12 protein-coding genes and 1 tRNA gene are annotated in these 15,540 nt (G+C 67.7%); 5 read left to right on the top strand and 8 right to left on the bottom strand.

The genetic code is table 11. The features are described 5' to 3' along the window. Positions 1–11: 11 nt before the first annotated feature. Positions 12–851 (bottom strand): universal stress protein, encoded by an 840-nt coding sequence (locus tag QNJ67_02810; protein ID MDJ0607878.1) that lies wholly within the window; start codon positions 849–851, stop codon positions 12–14. Beyond that, a complete protein-coding gene (locus QNJ67_02805; protein MDJ0607877.1) occupies positions 848–3,292 on the bottom strand; it encodes an AAA family ATPase in 2,445 nt (814 codons plus the stop codon). The genes QNJ67_02810 and QNJ67_02805 overlap by 4 nt, the downstream gene beginning before the upstream one ends. A 170-nt stretch (positions 3,293–3,462) precedes the next feature. Here QNJ67_02805 and QNJ67_02800 point away from each other — a divergent pair, with 170 nt between their 5' ends. Beyond that, complete coding sequence (locus QNJ67_02800; GenBank protein ID MDJ0607876.1) at positions 3,463–4,893, top strand: nicotinate phosphoribosyltransferase; 1,431 nt, start codon at positions 3,463–3,465, stop codon at positions 4,891–4,893. Positions 4,894–4,915: 22 nt separating this feature from the next. On the opposite strand, the gene QNJ67_02795 is transcribed toward QNJ67_02800, so the two are convergent. From QNJ67_02795 to QNJ67_02785, 3 genes are read right to left on the bottom strand one after another with little or no spacing between them, the layout of a single operon-like run. Then, on the bottom strand, positions 4,916–5,227 hold the full coding sequence (locus QNJ67_02795; protein ID MDJ0607875.1) for a hypothetical protein: 312 nt from the start codon (positions 5,225–5,227) through the stop codon (positions 4,916–4,918). Between the two features lie 40 nt (positions 5,228–5,267). Further along, positions 5,268–5,672 carry a DUF3775 domain-containing protein gene (locus QNJ67_02790; protein MDJ0607874.1) on the bottom strand — a complete coding sequence of 135 codons (405 nt, stop codon included), beginning with the start codon at positions 5,670–5,672 and terminating at the stop codon, positions 5,268–5,270. A 23-nt stretch (positions 5,673–5,695) separates the two neighbouring features. Further along, positions 5,696–6,118 carry a CBS domain-containing protein gene (locus QNJ67_02785; GenBank protein ID MDJ0607873.1) on the bottom strand — a complete coding sequence of 141 codons (423 nt, stop codon included), beginning with the start codon at positions 6,116–6,118 and terminating at the stop codon, positions 5,696–5,698. A gap of 210 nt (positions 6,119–6,328) precedes the next feature. Here QNJ67_02785 and QNJ67_02780 point away from each other — a divergent pair, with 210 nt between their 5' ends. Continuing rightward, positions 6,329–7,315 (top strand): NAD-dependent epimerase/dehydratase family protein, encoded by a 987-nt coding sequence (locus QNJ67_02780; GenBank protein ID MDJ0607872.1) that lies wholly within the window; start codon positions 6,329–6,331, stop codon positions 7,313–7,315. 27 nt (positions 7,316–7,342) lie between these two features. Here QNJ67_02780 and QNJ67_02775 read toward each other — a convergent pair whose 3' ends face one another. Next, a complete protein-coding gene (locus QNJ67_02775; GenBank protein MDJ0607871.1) occupies positions 7,343–7,630 on the bottom strand; it encodes a bacteriophage holin in 288 nt (95 codons plus the stop codon). Positions 7,631–7,810: 180 nt separating this feature from the next. On the opposite strand from QNJ67_02775, the gene QNJ67_02770 reads away from it, so the two are divergent. Together QNJ67_02770 and QNJ67_02765 are read left to right on the top strand one after the other, a co-directional pair. After that, a complete protein-coding gene (locus QNJ67_02770; protein ID MDJ0607870.1) occupies positions 7,811–9,460 on the top strand; it encodes a hypothetical protein in 1,650 nt (549 codons plus the stop codon). A gap of 156 nt (positions 9,461–9,616) precedes the next feature. Further along, positions 9,617–12,358: an HAD-IC family P-type ATPase gene (locus QNJ67_02765; GenBank protein MDJ0607869.1), complete on the top strand. Its 2,742-nt coding sequence runs from the start codon at positions 9,617–9,619 to the stop codon at positions 12,356–12,358. Between the two features lie 170 nt (positions 12,359–12,528). On the opposite strand, the gene QNJ67_02760 is transcribed toward QNJ67_02765, so the two are convergent. Next, positions 12,529–12,604: transfer RNA gene (locus QNJ67_02760), tRNA-Phe, on the bottom strand. A 224-nt stretch (positions 12,605–12,828) separates the two neighbouring features. Between QNJ67_02760 and hutU the strand changes: the two genes are divergently transcribed. Further along, the gene (gene hutU / locus QNJ67_02755) at positions 12,829–14,502 is read left to right on the top strand and encodes a urocanate hydratase (protein MDJ0607868.1); all 1,674 of its coding nucleotides are present in this window, start codon (positions 12,829–12,831) and stop codon (positions 14,500–14,502) included. Between the two features lie 104 nt (positions 14,503–14,606). Here hutU and QNJ67_02750 read toward each other — a convergent pair whose 3' ends face one another. Further along, positions 14,607–15,521, bottom strand: a complete 915-nt coding sequence (locus tag QNJ67_02750) for an arginine deiminase family protein (protein ID MDJ0607867.1) — start codon at positions 15,519–15,521, stop codon at positions 14,607–14,609. Positions 15,522–15,540 lie beyond the last annotated feature (19 nt).

Below are 15,540 nucleotides of genomic sequence, written 5' to 3'. Positions count from 1 at the left end.
AATGTTGCTCTCTAGCGCAGCAGGAGTATGGGGCAGTCGACCTGCTCGACGAGTTCTTCCAGATGCAGGCGATCCACGAAGGGGCCCTGCCGATCGATCACATAGAGCGCGGCTTTCCTGCCGCGAAGCAAGGCCACGAGATCCGCTCGCTCGTCGAGTGCCAGCGTCTCTACGGCGGCACCCAATTCGTGCCCTTGCAGCCACGTCCGGCAGGACTGCCCCAGGGCTTCCGCCTCGGCCCGGGTTCCACCGATGGCGAGGACCTCGAGGGGCCGGCTGAAGACTTGCGCCAGCTTCCCGGCGAAGCCGAGGGTCTGGAAGTTTCCCTGCGCAACGGCCGTGACGGGTCCGCTCTGGGGCGGCCCAGCGCGAGAGAGAAACACCGAGCAGGGTGCGAGGACGGCGGTCTGCCGCGCGGTCGATCCCAGGAGACGGCCCAACTGCCCGGCTCCGCTCGTCGTGCCGAGGGCGACCAGATCACACCCGCGCGCCTCGATGAGCAGCTGCTCGCTGGTGGCGCCTCGAACGACCTGAAAGGACCAGCGGACGCGCCACTGGCTGGCGGCTTCGGCCAGCGATTCACGCGCCAGGCGGGCCTGCGCGCGCAGCGCCCGTTCCATCACCGCGAGGTCGAGGTCCGCCGGCGCCCCCGAGTGCGCGCTGACCAGGCGGGTCACTGGAAGCGCCGACATCTGCAGGAGCTCGGCGTCCTCGACGAAGAGGCCCACGAGCTCGCTCTGCAGACTGGCGGCCAGGCGCGCCGCGGTCTGGAGGACCGCGCGGCTCGGTTCCGAGGCATCCAGAGCGACCAGAATCCGCCTCAGCGTGATTTCCGGTTCCTCTTCGCTCATGTCGCCTTGTCCGACTCGTCGCGCCTCGCGAAGGCTCTCAGCTTGTCCGACAGGTCCTCCAGACGGGCCTCCACCTTGTGGTTGATCGTCCCCGGCGCGAAGAGCCCCTCGGCGTCGCGCACGCCGGCGGGCTGGCCGGTGAGCGTCTCGATCGCCTGATCCACGGTCGCCACCGCGACCACTTGGAACCGCCCGGCCTCCACCGCCGCCACGACATCGGGCCGCAGCATGAGGTGCTTGACGTTCGAGACCGGGATGACCACGCCCTGATCGCCGGTCAGGCCGCGGGCCGCACAGAGATCGAAGAACCCTTCGATCTTCTCGTTGACGCCGCCGATCGCCTGCACCTCGCCGTGCTGGTTGACGGAGCCCGTGACCGCGAAGCTCTGGAGGATCGGAACCTCGGCCAACGCCGAAAGCAGGGCACAGAGCTCGGCGCAGGACGCGCTGTCGCCGTCCACGCCGCCATAGGACTGCTCGAAGACCAGGCTGGCGGAGAGCGACAAGGGCCGTTCCGGCGCGTAGCGCGCGCTGAGGAAACCCTTGAGGATCAGAACACCCTTGGAATGGAGCGGTCCGCCGAGCTCGACCTCGCGCTCGATGTCGACCAGGTCGCCGCGGCCCAGCCTGATGCGCGCGGTAATGCGGCTCGGCCGGCCGAAGGCGAAGCTGCCCAGCGAAATCACCGAAAGGCCGTTGACCTGACCGACCCGAGCGCCGCGATCGTCGATCAGGATCGTCCCCCTGACGGTCTCTTCCTGAAGCCTCTGGCGCAGGCGGTCCTGGCGGTAGACCGCCTTGTCGATCGCCTTCTGGACATCCTCGGACTGGACAAGATCGCGTCCCGCGATGCCGGCCCAGTGATCCGCCTCGCGCAGCAGGTCGGCGATCAGCTCGGTCTTGGCCGATAGCTTGGCGCGGTCGTCGGCGAGGCGGGCGGCCTGCTCGAGGACGCGGCCGACGGCCGCCCGGCCGAAGGGCCGAAGCCGCTCCTTGCGCACCAGTGTCGCCACCTGGCGTGCGAAGAGCGCGCCGGTCTCGTCGTCGCGCTCAATGCGGTCGTCGAAATCGGCGGCGACCTTGAACAGGTCGGTAAACTCCGGGTCGTGACGGGTCAGGAGATAGTAGATCATCGGATCGCCGATCAGGACGACCTTGACGTCGAGGCCGATCGGCTCGGGCTCGAGCGAGGTTGTCGTCAGCAGGCCCATCGCCTGCGCGAGCGGCTCGATGCGCACCTGGCGCGCCAGCAACGCGCGCTTGAGGCCCTCCCAGGACAGCGGGCGGGTCAGCAGCTTGAGGACGTCGAGCATCAGGTAGCCACCGTTCGCCCGATGCAGCGCGCCGGGCCGGATCATGTTGAAATCCGTGACCAGGGTGCCCAGCTCCGCGCGCTGCTCAATGCGTCCCATGAGCCGGTCGAAAGTCGGGTTGTCTTCGTGCACGACCGGCGCGTGGCCGCTCTTGCCGTTATGGACGATCAGGTTAACGAGGTAACGGCGAAAAAGACCGGCCGCGGGAGACTCGCCGTCGGTCCCCTTGGCGTTCGGGCCGCCCGCCATCGGCTGCAGGAAGGCGTCGACGTTCTCGACCACGTCGCGCTCCAATTCGTCGAGGTAGGCGAGGACGTTCTCGAGATCCTCGTAGGCCTCGCGGAGAGACCCGATCAGATGCCCGACCGCGAAGCTCGCAGTCTCGTGGTTGAGCTCGCGCAGCTTCGCGCGCGACTCCTTGAGCCACAGCGGCGTCGTCTCCAGCACACCCTGCAAGCGCTTCTGCAGCTCTTCGATGTCCGCCTGGACCTGTTCCTGGACTTCCTTTGGCAGGGCGCCGAAGGCCTCCGGCGGGACGAGCTTGCCGTCCTTGACGGGCGCGAAGGCGAATCCGATCGGCGTTCTGACCAGGGCGAGCCCCTTCGCCTTGGCCGCCTCTTCGATGTCGGCCAGGGACTGTTGCTGCCGTTCCTTGAACTCCTCCTCGATGACCTGGCGGCGCGCCCGGTACTCGTCGCTCTCGAACGCGCTTGCGAGCGCCGCGCGCAGGTCCTCGACCATACCCTCCATGTCGTGCTTGAAGGTCTGGCCGCGGCCCGCAGGCAGGCTGAGCGCCCTCGGCGCGTGAGGTTCGGCGAAGTTGTGGACGTAGCACTGGTCCGGAGGCGCCCCCCTCTGCGCCGCTGCGGCATCGAGGAAGCGACGCACGATGCCGTGACGGTCGACGCCTTCAGGCCCGAGGACATAGGCGTTGTAGCCCGGCTGCGCCATGCCCAGGGCGAACTGCACGGCCTCCACCGCGCGGTCCTGACCGATCACCCGGTCGAGATCCTCCAGCTCGGCGGTGGTCTCGAACCGCCAACCCGAGGTGTCGCAGCGCGAGAAAAGCTGCGACGGCGTCAGCCGTCCCCAGTCGGGTGTCTCGGCGGTGGGCTCCTCAGCCGCCATGTTCTCGCCTGATCTCCGTTTCCTGCAACCAGGTCTCTGCGCCAGTGGTGGCGTTTGGAAATCACCCTAGTGGAGCCTCCAAGCCGCCCGCTTGATATGCGTCAATGTGGCGCCGCCGCCCGGCGGCGAGGGTGCAGGAAGCATAGCGCACCCAATAGGGCCTCATAAGCATGATGGAAGAGCGCGAAACGGAGCCGCGCGCGCCTCGGCGGCACGGGACGGATGGCCTGCCGGCCGCCCTGGGATCGAGCCTGCTGCTCACCGATCTCTATGAACTCAACATGATGCAGGCCTATCTTGAGGCCGGTATGACCGAGACAGCGGTCTTCGAGTTCTTCGTTCGAAAGCTCCCGGCGCAACGTGGATTCCTCATGGCGGCCGGTCTCGAGCAAGTGGTCGCCTTTCTGACCGGCGCGCGTTTCACGGCCGAGGAGCTGGCCTGGCTGCAGGAGAGCGGCCGCTTCAGCCGGGACTTTGTCGACTACCTGGAAGCGCTTCGTTTCGACGGCGACGTCGACGCCATGCGCGAGGGCACGCTGTTCTTCACGGACGAACCCATCCTGCGTCTCGCGGCGGCCCTGCCCGTGGCGCAGCTGATGGAGACCCGCATCATCAATCTCCTGCATTTTCAGTGCGTGATCGCGTCCAAGGCGGCGCGCATGGTACTCGCCGCCGGGGGAAAGAGGCTGATCGATTTCGGCCTGCGCCGGGCACACGGCGCCGAGGCCGGGCTGCTGGCAGCGCGCGCCGCCTACATCGCCGGATTCGACGGCACCGCCACGACGAGTGCCGGCCGCGCGTTCGGCATCCCGATCGTCGGCACCATGGCCCACTCCTTCATTCAAGCCCACGGCGACGAGGCGGCGGCCTTCGAGAATTTTGCCCGCTCGCGGCCCGATCGACTGGTCCTGCTGCTCGACACCTATGACACCCTGGCCGCGGCCCGGAAGGTCATCGATCTGGTGCCCAAGCTGAGGCAGTCGGGGATCGAGGTGCGCGGCGTCCGGCTCGACAGCGGCGATCTCGTCGCCGAGGCACGTGCGGTCCGTACCCTGCTCGATCGCGCCGGACTTCCGGAAATCGAGATCTTCGCCAGCGGCGGCCTCGACGAGGCCGCCTTGGCCGTGCACGCGCGCGAGGCGGCGCCGATCGACGGTTACGGCATCGGTACCAGCCTGACCACCTCGAGCGACGCCCCGGCGCTCGACTGCGCCTACAAGCTCCAGGAGTATGCGGGTCGGCCCACGCGTAAGGTATCGAGCGGCAAGGCGACCTGGCCCGGGCGCAAGCAGGTCTATCGGCACTACAGCCCGAGCGGCGCGGATGATCCCAACGGCGGCACCAACATGGGCGATACCGTCACGAGGGAGGATGAAGCGAGCGAGGGGGTTCCCCTGGTCCGGCCCGTGATGCGCGACGGGCGGCTGGTCGGGCCTCTGCCGGACTTGGCCGAACTGCGCGCCCACGCGTCGGCGGAGCTGCGCCGTTTGCCGACACAGCTCCAGCGCCTCGAGAGCGACGCCCGCTATCCGGTTGAGATATCGTCCGGCTTGAGGGAATTGGCGAAGACAGCGGACCGATTGAGAAGCGCGGCGGGCTGAGCGGAGCCAGGTCGCCGACGGGTCAGCGAAGGGCGTCCCCCGCCTTGTCCAAGGCGGTCAGCAGCGTGTCCCGATGGTCCTCGTCCATGGGCGGCTGCTCGGCCAGGGACCCGGCCCACTCGGTCAGGATATTCGCCAGCAGGCGGTGATGGAGGTGGATCTCGACCTGACGGCGCTGCTCGCCGACACGGGTCAGCTTGATCAAGAGGCCATCGTTCTCGGCCCGGGCCTCGAACTTGGCGTCGCTCGGAAAGGACCCGACGTAGAACTTGTCGGGAAAGTCGATGGACACCTCCGCCTTGTCCGGTATCGGATGGGACGACCGCTTCTTCACGAGCCTGCCCAGACTTTCCCGACGCGACAGGATCCGACGGTCACAAGCGCCCCATCTCGTACTCCTCGCAGGAGTAGTTCAAGGCCGACAGGCCCTCTTCGAGATAGTCGCCCAGCAGGGGAATGCCGAGGAGGTAACGCGCGGTATGCTCGTTGTGGGCGTCTCGGGCCGCCTTCCGGGCATCCTCGATCTCCCCGGCGGTGAAGTCGCCACGCCCAAGCCAGGTCAAGGCAACCAGATCGACCTGCTGGTCGATGTTGAGGCCGTCGATCAATGCCTGCAGCTCGTCCTCGGTCGCATCATCCGCCCGGTCTTCGAGCACCTCGCGCATGTTCTCGTCCGACGGGTTCGAGCCGAGATCCGGCTCGCCCACCTCGACCTTGGCATCGAAGGCGTGGGCCTTGATGGCTATGAAGCAGACCGTCTGCGGATCGATGTTCAGCATCTTCGCCTCCCGGCTCCTGCGCGCTAGCCGATGCGCTCCCACAGCTTGGTCTCTTCGTCGAGCCGCGCCTTCTCCAGACCGAAGAAGTCGCGTCGAGAAAGCAGGCCGCACACCCGGCCGCCCGACACGACCGGCAGATGGCGATATCCGCCGTCCTGCATGAGGCGCAGCGCGTCGATGGCGCTGGTGTCCGGCGCCACCGTATCGGGATCCGGGGTCATGACGTCCTTGACCGGCGTCTCGTCAGGATCCAGTCCGGCGGCGACAACCCGGCAGGCCATATCGTTGACCGTAATGATTCCTTTCAAGGTACCGCCTTCCACGATCGGCAAGGCCCCGACGTCATGCTCGCGCATAATCTGCGCGGCGCGCCGTGCGGAAGTTTTTCCGCGCACCGTCTCGACATGCTTCTGTTCGATCACATCGGGGATAATCTTTCGAGTCACTGCGTGGTCTCCTCGCCAACCGTGTCATCGCCGGGCCCAGCAGCCTATCGGGTTCCGGACCATCACCAAAGAGATCTAAGTGCGGCAAGCCCCGGATGCCTTGATCTGGGACAAGTCCCGGGCGGCCATGCTTTGGTTTCTTCCAACAAGCCGGACGCCCTTGGTACTTGGCGCGGCCCGGGATCCAGCTGAAGGGCACGGTTGCGTCCAATGAAGAAGACTGCCTTCGTCACCGGCGCGACGGGTTTCGTCGGCCTCAATCTGGTCGAGCAGCTCGTCCTGGCGGATTGGGACGTCGTGGCTCTCCACCGGCCGACATCCGACCTGACCGTGCTCAGCAGGTTCCCAGTGCAGCTGGTCCAAGGAGACCTGCTCGACCCGCGGTCCCTGGAGCGCGCCGTGCCGAGCGAGGTCGATGCCGTGTTCCACGTCGCGGCCGACATTTCGTTCTGGACCAGTCACGACGCGCGGCAGACCGCCGTTAACGTCGGAGGCACCGAGAACGTCTTGGACGCCGCGATTGCCGCAAGGGCCCGGCGGTTCGTCCACACTTCGACCTGGAACACCTTCGGTCTGGAGCTGGGTGTTGTAAGCGAGGAATCGGCGCAGCTCGGGGGCCGATCCTGGATCAACTACAACCGCACGAAGTTCCTCGCCGAACAGAAGGTGCGCGAGGCGGTCGCGCGGGGACTGGACGCGGTCATCCTCAATCCCTGTCATGTCATGGGACGATATGACCGCAAAGGCTGGGCGCGCGTCATCATCGACCTCTGCACAAAGTGGATCCCCGCGGCGCCACCGGGCGCAGGGACCTTCTGCCTCGCCGAAGAGGTCGCGAAGGCTCACATCGCCGCGGCGGAGCGGGGAAAGACCGGGAAGAACTATCTTCTTGGCGGCGACTACGCGACCTTTCTCGCCTTGTTCCGGACCGTCGGCGAGGTCACGGGATGCCGCGCGCCCCGGGTCGTTCTGCCTTCCGGAGTCTTCCGGCTGGCCGCGCGGCTGAACGTCATGCTGAGCGCCGTGACGGGCAAGGAACCCGCGCTCACCCCGGAAGGGGCCGCGATGGTGACCGTCTCGGCCAAGGTCGTCTCGGATCTCGCCCAGCGCGAGCTCGGCTACCGACCCCCACCGCTCAGGACCCTGATCGAGGACAGCTACCGGTGGCTCGAGGCCGAGGGTCTCCTGCGGCGATAACGGCCGCGCGGCACGGCGGCGCCGCGGTCACTGCAGGGAGCGCCTGCGGGTTAGGAGAAATCTATTGTAGAGCCAGGCGATCATCAGTCCCGCCACCAGGCCGTTGACGAAAGCCCAGACGGCGCCCGCAATGCTGCCGACGAAAGTGGGGCTGAAACCGACGTAAAGGCTCGCCAGCGCCGCCGCGACGGGCACACCCCAACCGAGCCAGGCGGCGACGATCCCAAGCACGAAGACGAGGATCGCCCAGGTCAGTCCAAGGGCGAAACCGAAACTCAGGACGCCCAGGGTCGCGTGATGCTGATTCGATGCCATGGCGCAGCCACCTTTCGCTGTCTCCCGAACCGGCGCGGGAAACGAGCGGTCAACTTGGCCCGGACAGGGTGAGCCCGACTTGATCCAGCGCAAGGCGAAGGAAAGGCCAGGATCCTCGACTTTCCGGACCCAACTGACCGAAACTGCCGGGCCTCAGTCTCGGAGCGGAGTTGTCCCGTCTTGAGCCCGGTCGCCGAAGACACTGCGAAACCGATCGTCCGCTGGATCGACGAAACGATCTTCGAGCTCGGCCGGCAGTTCCGCTGGTCCTACCTGCCGCCGCTCATGGTGTATCTGGCGGCCGGTGTCTCGGGTCTTACCGCGATCGTCGGGACCTTCTTCATCAAGGAGTACCTCGACCTCTCGGCGGCCTTCCTGGCCGGCCTGGCCTTCTGGGCGGGACTCCCCTGGGCGCTGAAAATGCCGCTCGGCCACCTGGTCGACATCATCTGGCGCTGGAAGTTCCTCCTGGTCTACCTGGGCGCCCTGCTGATCGCGCTCAGCATCGGGGTCATGTACGGCCTGATCGCGCACACCGCCGTGCTTTCCCGGTTCATGGGGGTCGAGGCCTGGTTCGTCGTCTCGGCCCTCTTGGCGCCGATCGGCTACGTGGTCCAGGACACGGTCGCCGACGCCATGACGGTCGAGGCAGTGCCGGCGACCGCGCCGGACGGCAGGCCCTACAGCGACGCCGAGGTCAAGGCGATGCATACCACCATGCAGACGCTCGGCCGTTTCGCCATCATCTCCGGCTTGGTCATGGTCGCCGCCTTGAACATCGTTATGTTCAGGGACGTCGGAAACCTGTCCGAGTCCGAGAAGGTCTCGATCTACGCCGGAATCTACCTGCTGGCCCTGGGCATCCCGGTGCTCTCGGTGATCGGTGTCAGCCTCGGCGCCGTGACGCTGCGGCGCCGGGCCGCCGCGCTGCGGCGCGACGGCCGGGACGAGCGGGAAATCCACGACCTGGTCTACGGCGAGTCCGGGCGGACCCGGCCCAACTGGTGGATATTCGGCGGTTCCCTGGCCTTCGTCGCCTTCACCATGGCGACCGGCCTGAGCGGACTCGCCTACGCCCAGGAGATCGTCCTGGCGGGCTCTCTGACGATCGTGCTGTTTCTAATGCAGCGCCTGGTTCGCGAGCTGGATCCAGAGGTGCGCCGCGCCCTGGTCGGCACCGCCATCATCATCTTCGTGTTCCGTGCGGTTCCCCTGCCCGGCCCCGGCGTGGCCTGGTGGGAAATCGACGTGCTCGGCTTCGATCAGCGGTTCCTCTCGGTGCTTTCCCTGATCACCTCCTGTCTGGCGCTAGCGGGCATGGTGGTGCTGAGGCCCTTGATGGCGAGAAAATCGATCGCAGAGGTCATCCTTCTGCTGACTATCGCCACCGGCCTGCTATCGCTGCCCAACATCGGCCTCTACTACGGGCTTCACGAGTGGACCGCGCGGCATACCGGCGGCGTGGTCGACGCCCACTTCATCGCCATCCTGGATACGGCGCTCGAATCGCCCCTGGCGCAGATCGCCATGATCCCCCTGCTGGCCTGGATCGCGAAGAACGCCCCGGCCCACCTCAAGGCGACCTTCTTCGCCGTCATGGCCTCCTTCACGAACCTCGCCCTCTCGGCCTCGAGCCTGGGCACGAAGTACCTCAACCAGGTGTTCAACGTGACCCGCGAGGTGCGCGACCGGACCACGGGTGAGGTCTCGGTCCCGGCCGACTACGGCGAGCTCGGCTGGCTGCTGATCACGGTCGCGGTGATCGCCGTGGCCGCGCCGCTTATCGCAATCGCCCTGGTCCAAAGCTCGCCCCTGCGCACCCGGCAGTGATCGGCCGCTAGAGCAGATCACATTGAACCGGTATCCGGAAGTGATCCCGTTTGAATGCGATCCGCTCTAGGATTGTTCTGCATCAAGGCGGCGGCGAGCCGCAGGCCTTGTACTAAAGTCTGTGGCAGACTGAAGGACTTCGGAAGCGATCTTCGCATGAATGAAGAGGCGCCGGTTCAGCCTGCCCCGGACACGCGGGGCGAAACTTGGCACGCGCTGCCGGTCGAGACGGTCCTGGTCCGGCAGGGAAGCGGACCCGACGGCCTGAGCCCGGCGGATGCCGAGAAACGGCTGGACCGCTGGGGACATAACATCCTGCCGCGCCGGCGCCCGCCGTCGATTCCCTGGATCTATGTCCGTCAATTCGCCAATCCCCTGGTCTATCTGCTACTGGCGGCCACCGTGGTGTCCGTGGCGGTCGGCGAGTGGCTGGATGCCGGCTTCATCTTCGTGGTGCTCCAGCTCAATGCCGTGATCGGCGTGGCCCAGGAGTGGAAGGCGCAGAAGGAGGCCGAGGCGCTCGACGCGCTGATCCGGGACCGCGCGGTCGTGCGGCGCGAGGGCCACTGGGTCGAGGTCGATGCGGCGGAACTGGTGCCCGGCGATATCCTTCGGCTCGAATCGGGCGACCGCATCGGTGCCGATCTCCGGCTGCTCGAGCACCACGAGTTGACGGTCGACGAGTCGCTGCTGACCGGCGAGTCGCTGCCGGTCGCCAAGCAGCCCGATGCCGTGCACGACGTGCGCACGCCGGTCGCCGAGCGGGCCAACATGCTGCACGCCGGCTGCACCATCTTGAAGGGGCGCGCCCAGGGCGTGGTGGTGGCGACCGGCCGGCGGACCGAGATCGGCCGCATCGCCGAGGCGCTCGCGACCGGGCCGGCCTCGCCGCCGCCGCTGATCCGGCGCCTCGAGCACTTCAGCCGCCGTCTGGGGATCGTCACCATGGTGCTGATCGCGGTCATCGCCGTGGCCCAGCTGCTCCAGGGGACTCCGCTGATCACCGTGTTCCTAATCGCCGTCGCCCTGGCGGTCGCCGCCATTCCCGAGGGCCTCCCGGTAGCGATCACCATCGCCTTGGCCGTCGCGACACACCGCATGCAGAAACGCAGGGTGATCGTCCGCGCCCTGCCCGCGGTCGAAGGCCTGGGCACCTGCACGGTGATCGCCAGCGACAAGACCGGCACCTTGACCTGCAACGAGCTCATGGTCCGGCAAGTTCTGACCTTCTCCGGGTCGACACCCGACCCGGCAATTCAGATCAGCGGCGCCGGCTACGGCCGCGAGGGCGCGCCGACCTCCGACGGAAAGACCTTGACCGGGGAGGCCGAGAGCCGGTTCCGCGCCCTGGTCGAGAGCGCCGCGCTCTGCAACGAGGCCACGGTGCGGTTCACCGCCGAGGGCACCGAGCATTTGGGCGATACCGTCGACGTCGCCTTTCTCGTGGCGGCCACGAAGGCGGGGATCGACGTCCACGAGTTGCGCCGGAACGCGCCGCAGGTCAGCGCCATTCCTTACGAGCCGGCGCGGCGCTTCGCCGCCGCCTTTGCCGTCCCGGCCCGGTCGAGCGATCAACCCGAGGCGCCCGGCGACGGCGCCGTGGTCCATGTGAAAGGCGCGCCCGAGGTGATCCTGCCGTTGTGCAGTGGTTCGGACGCCGAGCAGCTGCGGGTCGAGGCCGACCGCATGGCTGCCCAAGGCTACCGCGTTCTGGCGGTGGCGCGCGGCCCCGCCACCCTGGAAGAGGCCCGCGCGGTGTCAGCCGACGCGCTGTCCGGCCTGACCTTTCTCGGTCTGGCTGGCCTGATCGACCCGGTGCGCCCGGAGGTGCCGGAGGCCATCGAGCGATGCCGCATGGCCGGAATCTCGGTGCGCATGGTGACGGGCGATCATCCCGGGACGGCCCTGGCGATCGCCCGGGAGCTCGGCATCGCCAGCGATCCTCGCGAGGTCGTGACCGGCGCCGAGCTGGCGCGGCACGACCGGCCGGACGATCACTTCGACCGGCGGGTTGCCGAGGCGCGGGTCTTCGCCCGGGTCGAGCCGGTGCAGAAGCTCGACATCGTCGCCGCCTATCAGCGGGGCGGCGAGGTCGTGGCCGTGACCGGCGACGGCGTGAACGACGCCCCCGCGCTCGACGCCGCCGACATCGGCGTGGCGATGGGCCTCGGCGGCACCGACGTGGCGCGCGGCGCGGCGGACTTGATACTGACCGACGACAACTTCGCCTCGATCGTCGCGGGCATCGAGGAAGGCCGGGTCGCCTACGACAACGTTCGCAAGCTGATCTTCCTGCTGGTCGCCACGGGACTGGGCGAGATCGTGCTCTTCCTGCTGGCGATCGTCTTCGACCGGCCGATCCCCCTCTTCGCCGTGCAGCTGCTGTGGCTGAACCTGGTGACCAATGGCATTCAGCACATGGCCCTGGCCTTCGAGAAGGCCGAGCCGGACATCGGCAAGCGGCCGCCGCGGCCGCCCGGCGAGGCGCTCTTCGACCGGCGGATGGTCAGCCAGGTCCTGACCGCCGGAACCTACATGGGCGCGATGGCCTTCGTCTTCTTCGAGTGGTGCCTGACCCAGGGCATGGCCGAGGCCGAGGCGCGCAACATGGTTCTGCTCCTCATGGTGCTGTTCGAGAACGCCCACGTTCTGAACGCCCGCTCCGAGCGGCGCTCGGTCTTCCAGGTGCCGCTCTCCGACAACTGGTTTCTCCTCTGGGCCGTCGCCGGCGCCCAGGGCCTGCACATCGCGGCCATGCACATGCCGGGCCTGAGCACGATCCTGGACGTGCAGCCGATCTCCTGGGCCGACTGGCTGACCGTGGCCATGATGGCCGTCTCGCTGATCGTCGCCATAGAGATCTACAAGCGCGTCGTGCCCCTGCGGTTGGGCGCGTGAGGGGCCCGCCGCGGGGCGGGGGTTACCCAGGGAGAGGCTTCAGGCCCTTGCGATCGGCTTCGGGTTGCTGGCGCTCTTCGCGGCGGCTGGGACGCCGCACTGCGGGTCCTGCTATGCACCGCTTCGCTGGGATTGACCATGTGGGGCGGGCGCCGCCGCGGTCTCGGGAATGGTGCCCAGGGGAGGAATTGAACCACCGACACCTGCATTTTCAGTGCAGTGCTCTACCAACTGAGCTACCTGGGCGTCGGCACCGAACGGACCGGCGGCGGTTATAGGGAAACTGGCGCGGCCTGTCCAGACCTTCCGGAAGCTCGGCGGGCCCGAATGCGCGAAGGGGCGTCCGATTGCCGGAGATTCCTCGGCCCGAAGCCCTGCCGTGACGCTGCTCGCTTGATCCCGGCGCCGCCGGTCGGCTTAACTGGTCGTCCCAGCAAGCAATGGACCGGCCCCGCCGGGGGAGGCACGAGATGAGCCAAGACCCGCGATTCGACAACAGCCGGGTGATCCGCGCGCCGCGCGGCACCGAGCTCAACGCCAAGTCCTGGCTGACCGAGGCGCCGCTCAGGATGATGATGAACAACCTCGACGCCGAGGTCGCCGAGAAGCCCCAGGAGCTGGTGGTCTACGGCGGGATCGGCCGGGCGGCGCGCGACTGGGCCTGCTTCGACACCATCGTCAAGGTGCTGAAGGAGCTGGAGGGCGACGAGACCCTCCTGGTCCAATCGGGCAAGCCGGTCGGCGTGTTCAAGACTCACGAGGACGCGCCCCGAGTCCTGATCGCCAACTCCAACCTGGTGCCCCACTGGGCCGACTGGGAGCACTTCAACGAGCTCGACCGCAAGGGGCTCATGATGTACGGCCAGATGACCGCCGGCTCCTGGATCTACATCGGCAGCCAGGGGATCGTGCAGGGCACCTACGAGACCTTCGTCGAGGCCGGGCGTCAGCACTACGGCGGGAACCTGACCGGCAAGTGGATCCTGACCGCGGGCCTGGGCGGCATGGGCGGCGCCCAGCCGCTCGCCGGGACCATGGCCGGGGCCTCGGTTCTGGCGATCGAATGCCGTCCGAGCCGGATCGAGAAGCGCCTGGAGACCGGCTACCTGGACACCAGCACCGACGACATCGACCGGGCCCTCGACCTGGTGCAAGCCGCCGCCGCCGAGAACAAGCCCCGCTCCATCGGCCTGCTCGGCAACGCCGCCGAGATCCTGCCGGAGCTGTTCCAGCGCGGCGTCAGGCCCGACCTCTTAACCGACCAGACCTCGGCCCACGACCCGTTGCACGGCTACCTGCCCGAGGGCTGGAGCCTCGACGAGTGGGAGAGCCGCCAGGAGAGCGAGCCCGAAGCCGTGATCGCCGCGGCCAAGGCATCCATGGCCAAGCACGTCGAGGCCATGCTGGCCTTCAAGCGGGCCGGCGTGCCGACCTTCGACTACGGCAACAACATCCGCCAGGTCGCTCTCGACCAGGGGGTCGAGAAGGCCTTCGACTTCCCCGGATTCGTGCCGGCCTACATCCGGCCGCTGTTCTGCCGCGGCGTCGGCCCGTTCCGCTGGGCCGCGCTCTCCGGCGAGCCCGAGGACATCTTCAAGACCGACGCAAAGGTCAAGGAGCTGATCCCCGACAACCCTCACCTGCACACCTGGCTCGACATGGCCCGCGAGCGCATCAAGTTCCAGGGCCTGCCGGCGCGGATCTGCTGGGTCGGGCTGGGCGAGCGGGCGCGGCTCGGTCTCGCGTTCAACGAGATGGTGCGCAATGGCGAACTCACGGCGCCCGTGGTGATCGGCCGCGACCACCTCGATTCCGGCTCGGTCGCAAGCCCGAACCGGGAAACCGAGGGCATGAAGGACGGCTCGGACGCGGTTTCCGACTGGCCGCTGCTGAACGCACTGGTCAACTGCGCCAGCGGCGCCACCTGGGTCAGCCTGCACCACGGCGGCGGCGTCGGCATGGGCTTCTCCCAGCACGCCGGCATGGTGATCGTCTGCGACGGCACCGAGGCCGCCGACCGACGCCTGGAGCGGGTGCTGACCAACGACCCCGGCACTGGCGTCATGCGCCACGCGGATGCCGGCTATGAAGAGGCGGTCGACTGCGCCAGGAAGCAGGGCCTCAACCTGCCCATGATCGAGTAGTTGGAACCAGTTACCAAAAGACCCTCACCCTGCCGTTCGCGCGGCTGCATCCCTCTCCGCTCGGGAGAGGGTCGTGGTGAGGGTGATTTGGTTTCTTGTTCCCTTCAGCTCGGGTCGCGCCTGAGCGCCTGGGCCATGCAGTGCACGCCGCCGCCGCCGCGGGTGAAGATATCGACCTCCGGATCGTAGACCGTGAAGCCCTGGGCGCGCAGGCGCTCGTTCAGGTCCTTGTTCTTCGCGGTCGAGAGCACTCGGTCGTCGCCCAGTGACATCACGTTGCAGCCGAGTTCCATGGTCTCGCGGTAGCCCACCGGGACGATCTCGATCTTCTTGGCCTTGAGCCAGTCCACGACGTCGGGCTCCGTGGTGTCGAGGCAGACCGCGGCCAGCTTCTCGGCCAGCATGCAGACCATGAGGTCGATGTGGACGTAGTGTTCGGCGATCGGGGCCAGCTTGACTTCCCAGCCCTCTCGTTCGAACCAGCGGGCGACCTGGCGCGCCGCTGGCTCCTGGGTGCGGTGACCGCAATGGCCGATCAGGACGCAGCCGGGCTCGATGATGTCGAAGTCGCCGCCCTCGAAGGCGGCGGCCGTCACCATGTCGTAGATCGGGATGCCCTTCTCTCGGTAGAAGCGGATCACCGGACCGTACTCACCCCGCCGCCACCACTGGTTCATCTGGGTCACCACGGCGCCGTAGGGAGTCATGAAGCTCGAGTCCCGGGCGTAGACCTGGTAGGGCAGGTCCTCGTCGGGCTCCAGCCAGTGCACGGTGACCCCGGCCTCCTCGTAGGCCTGGACCATCTCCCGGTGCTGGCGCATGGCGGCCTGCTTGTCGAAGCTGTCGCCCCGGCGCAGGGTCGCCTTGGAAATCGAGCTGGTCTCGAGCCAGCGGTAGTTGTCGGCCGAGCCGAGCAGAACGTCCCGCAGCAGGCCGTACTCCGAGTCGACCCCCCAGTCGGTCAGAGGCGCGGTGCCGCCGTCGGGATTGCGCCGTCTAAGCTCTTTGTCGCCACTCACCTCACCGCCCCCTTTGCCT

Source organism: Kiloniellales bacterium (assembly GCA_030064845.1).
GTDB lineage: Bacteria > Pseudomonadota > Alphaproteobacteria > Kiloniellales > JAKSDN01 > JASJEC01.
The sequence above is the reverse complement of the archived record's forward strand: the minus strand, read 5'-3'. Positions and strand labels throughout refer to the sequence as shown.

What these genes read in the sequence shown, in the direction of transcription:
- QNJ67_02780 (MDJ0607872.1), top strand. Translation starts at nt 6,329, where the DNA reads ATGAAGAAGACTGCCTTCGTCACCGGCGCGACGGGTTTCGTCGGCCTC.
- QNJ67_02800 (MDJ0607876.1), top strand. Translation starts at nt 3,463, where the DNA reads ATGATGGAAGAGCGCGAAACGGAGCCGCGCGCGCCTCGGCGGCACGGG.
- QNJ67_02765 (MDJ0607869.1), top strand. Translation starts at nt 9,617, where the DNA reads ATGAATGAAGAGGCGCCGGTTCAGCCTGCCCCGGACACGCGGGGCGAA.
- QNJ67_02810 (MDJ0607878.1), bottom strand. Translation starts at nt 851, where the DNA reads ATGAGCGAAGAGGAACCGGAAATCACGCTGAGGCGGATTCTGGTCGCT.
- QNJ67_02805 (MDJ0607877.1), bottom strand. Translation starts at nt 3,292, where the DNA reads ATGGCGGCTGAGGAGCCCACCGCCGAGACACCCGACTGGGGACGGCTG.
- hutU (MDJ0607868.1), top strand. Translation starts at nt 12,829, where the DNA reads ATGAGCCAAGACCCGCGATTCGACAACAGCCGGGTGATCCGCGCGCCG.
- QNJ67_02775 (MDJ0607871.1), bottom strand. Translation starts at nt 7,630, where the DNA reads ATGGCATCGAATCAGCATCACGCGACCCTGGGCGTCCTGAGTTTCGGT.
- QNJ67_02790 (MDJ0607874.1), bottom strand. Translation starts at nt 5,672, where the DNA reads ATGCTGAACATCGATCCGCAGACGGTCTGCTTCATAGCCATCAAGGCC.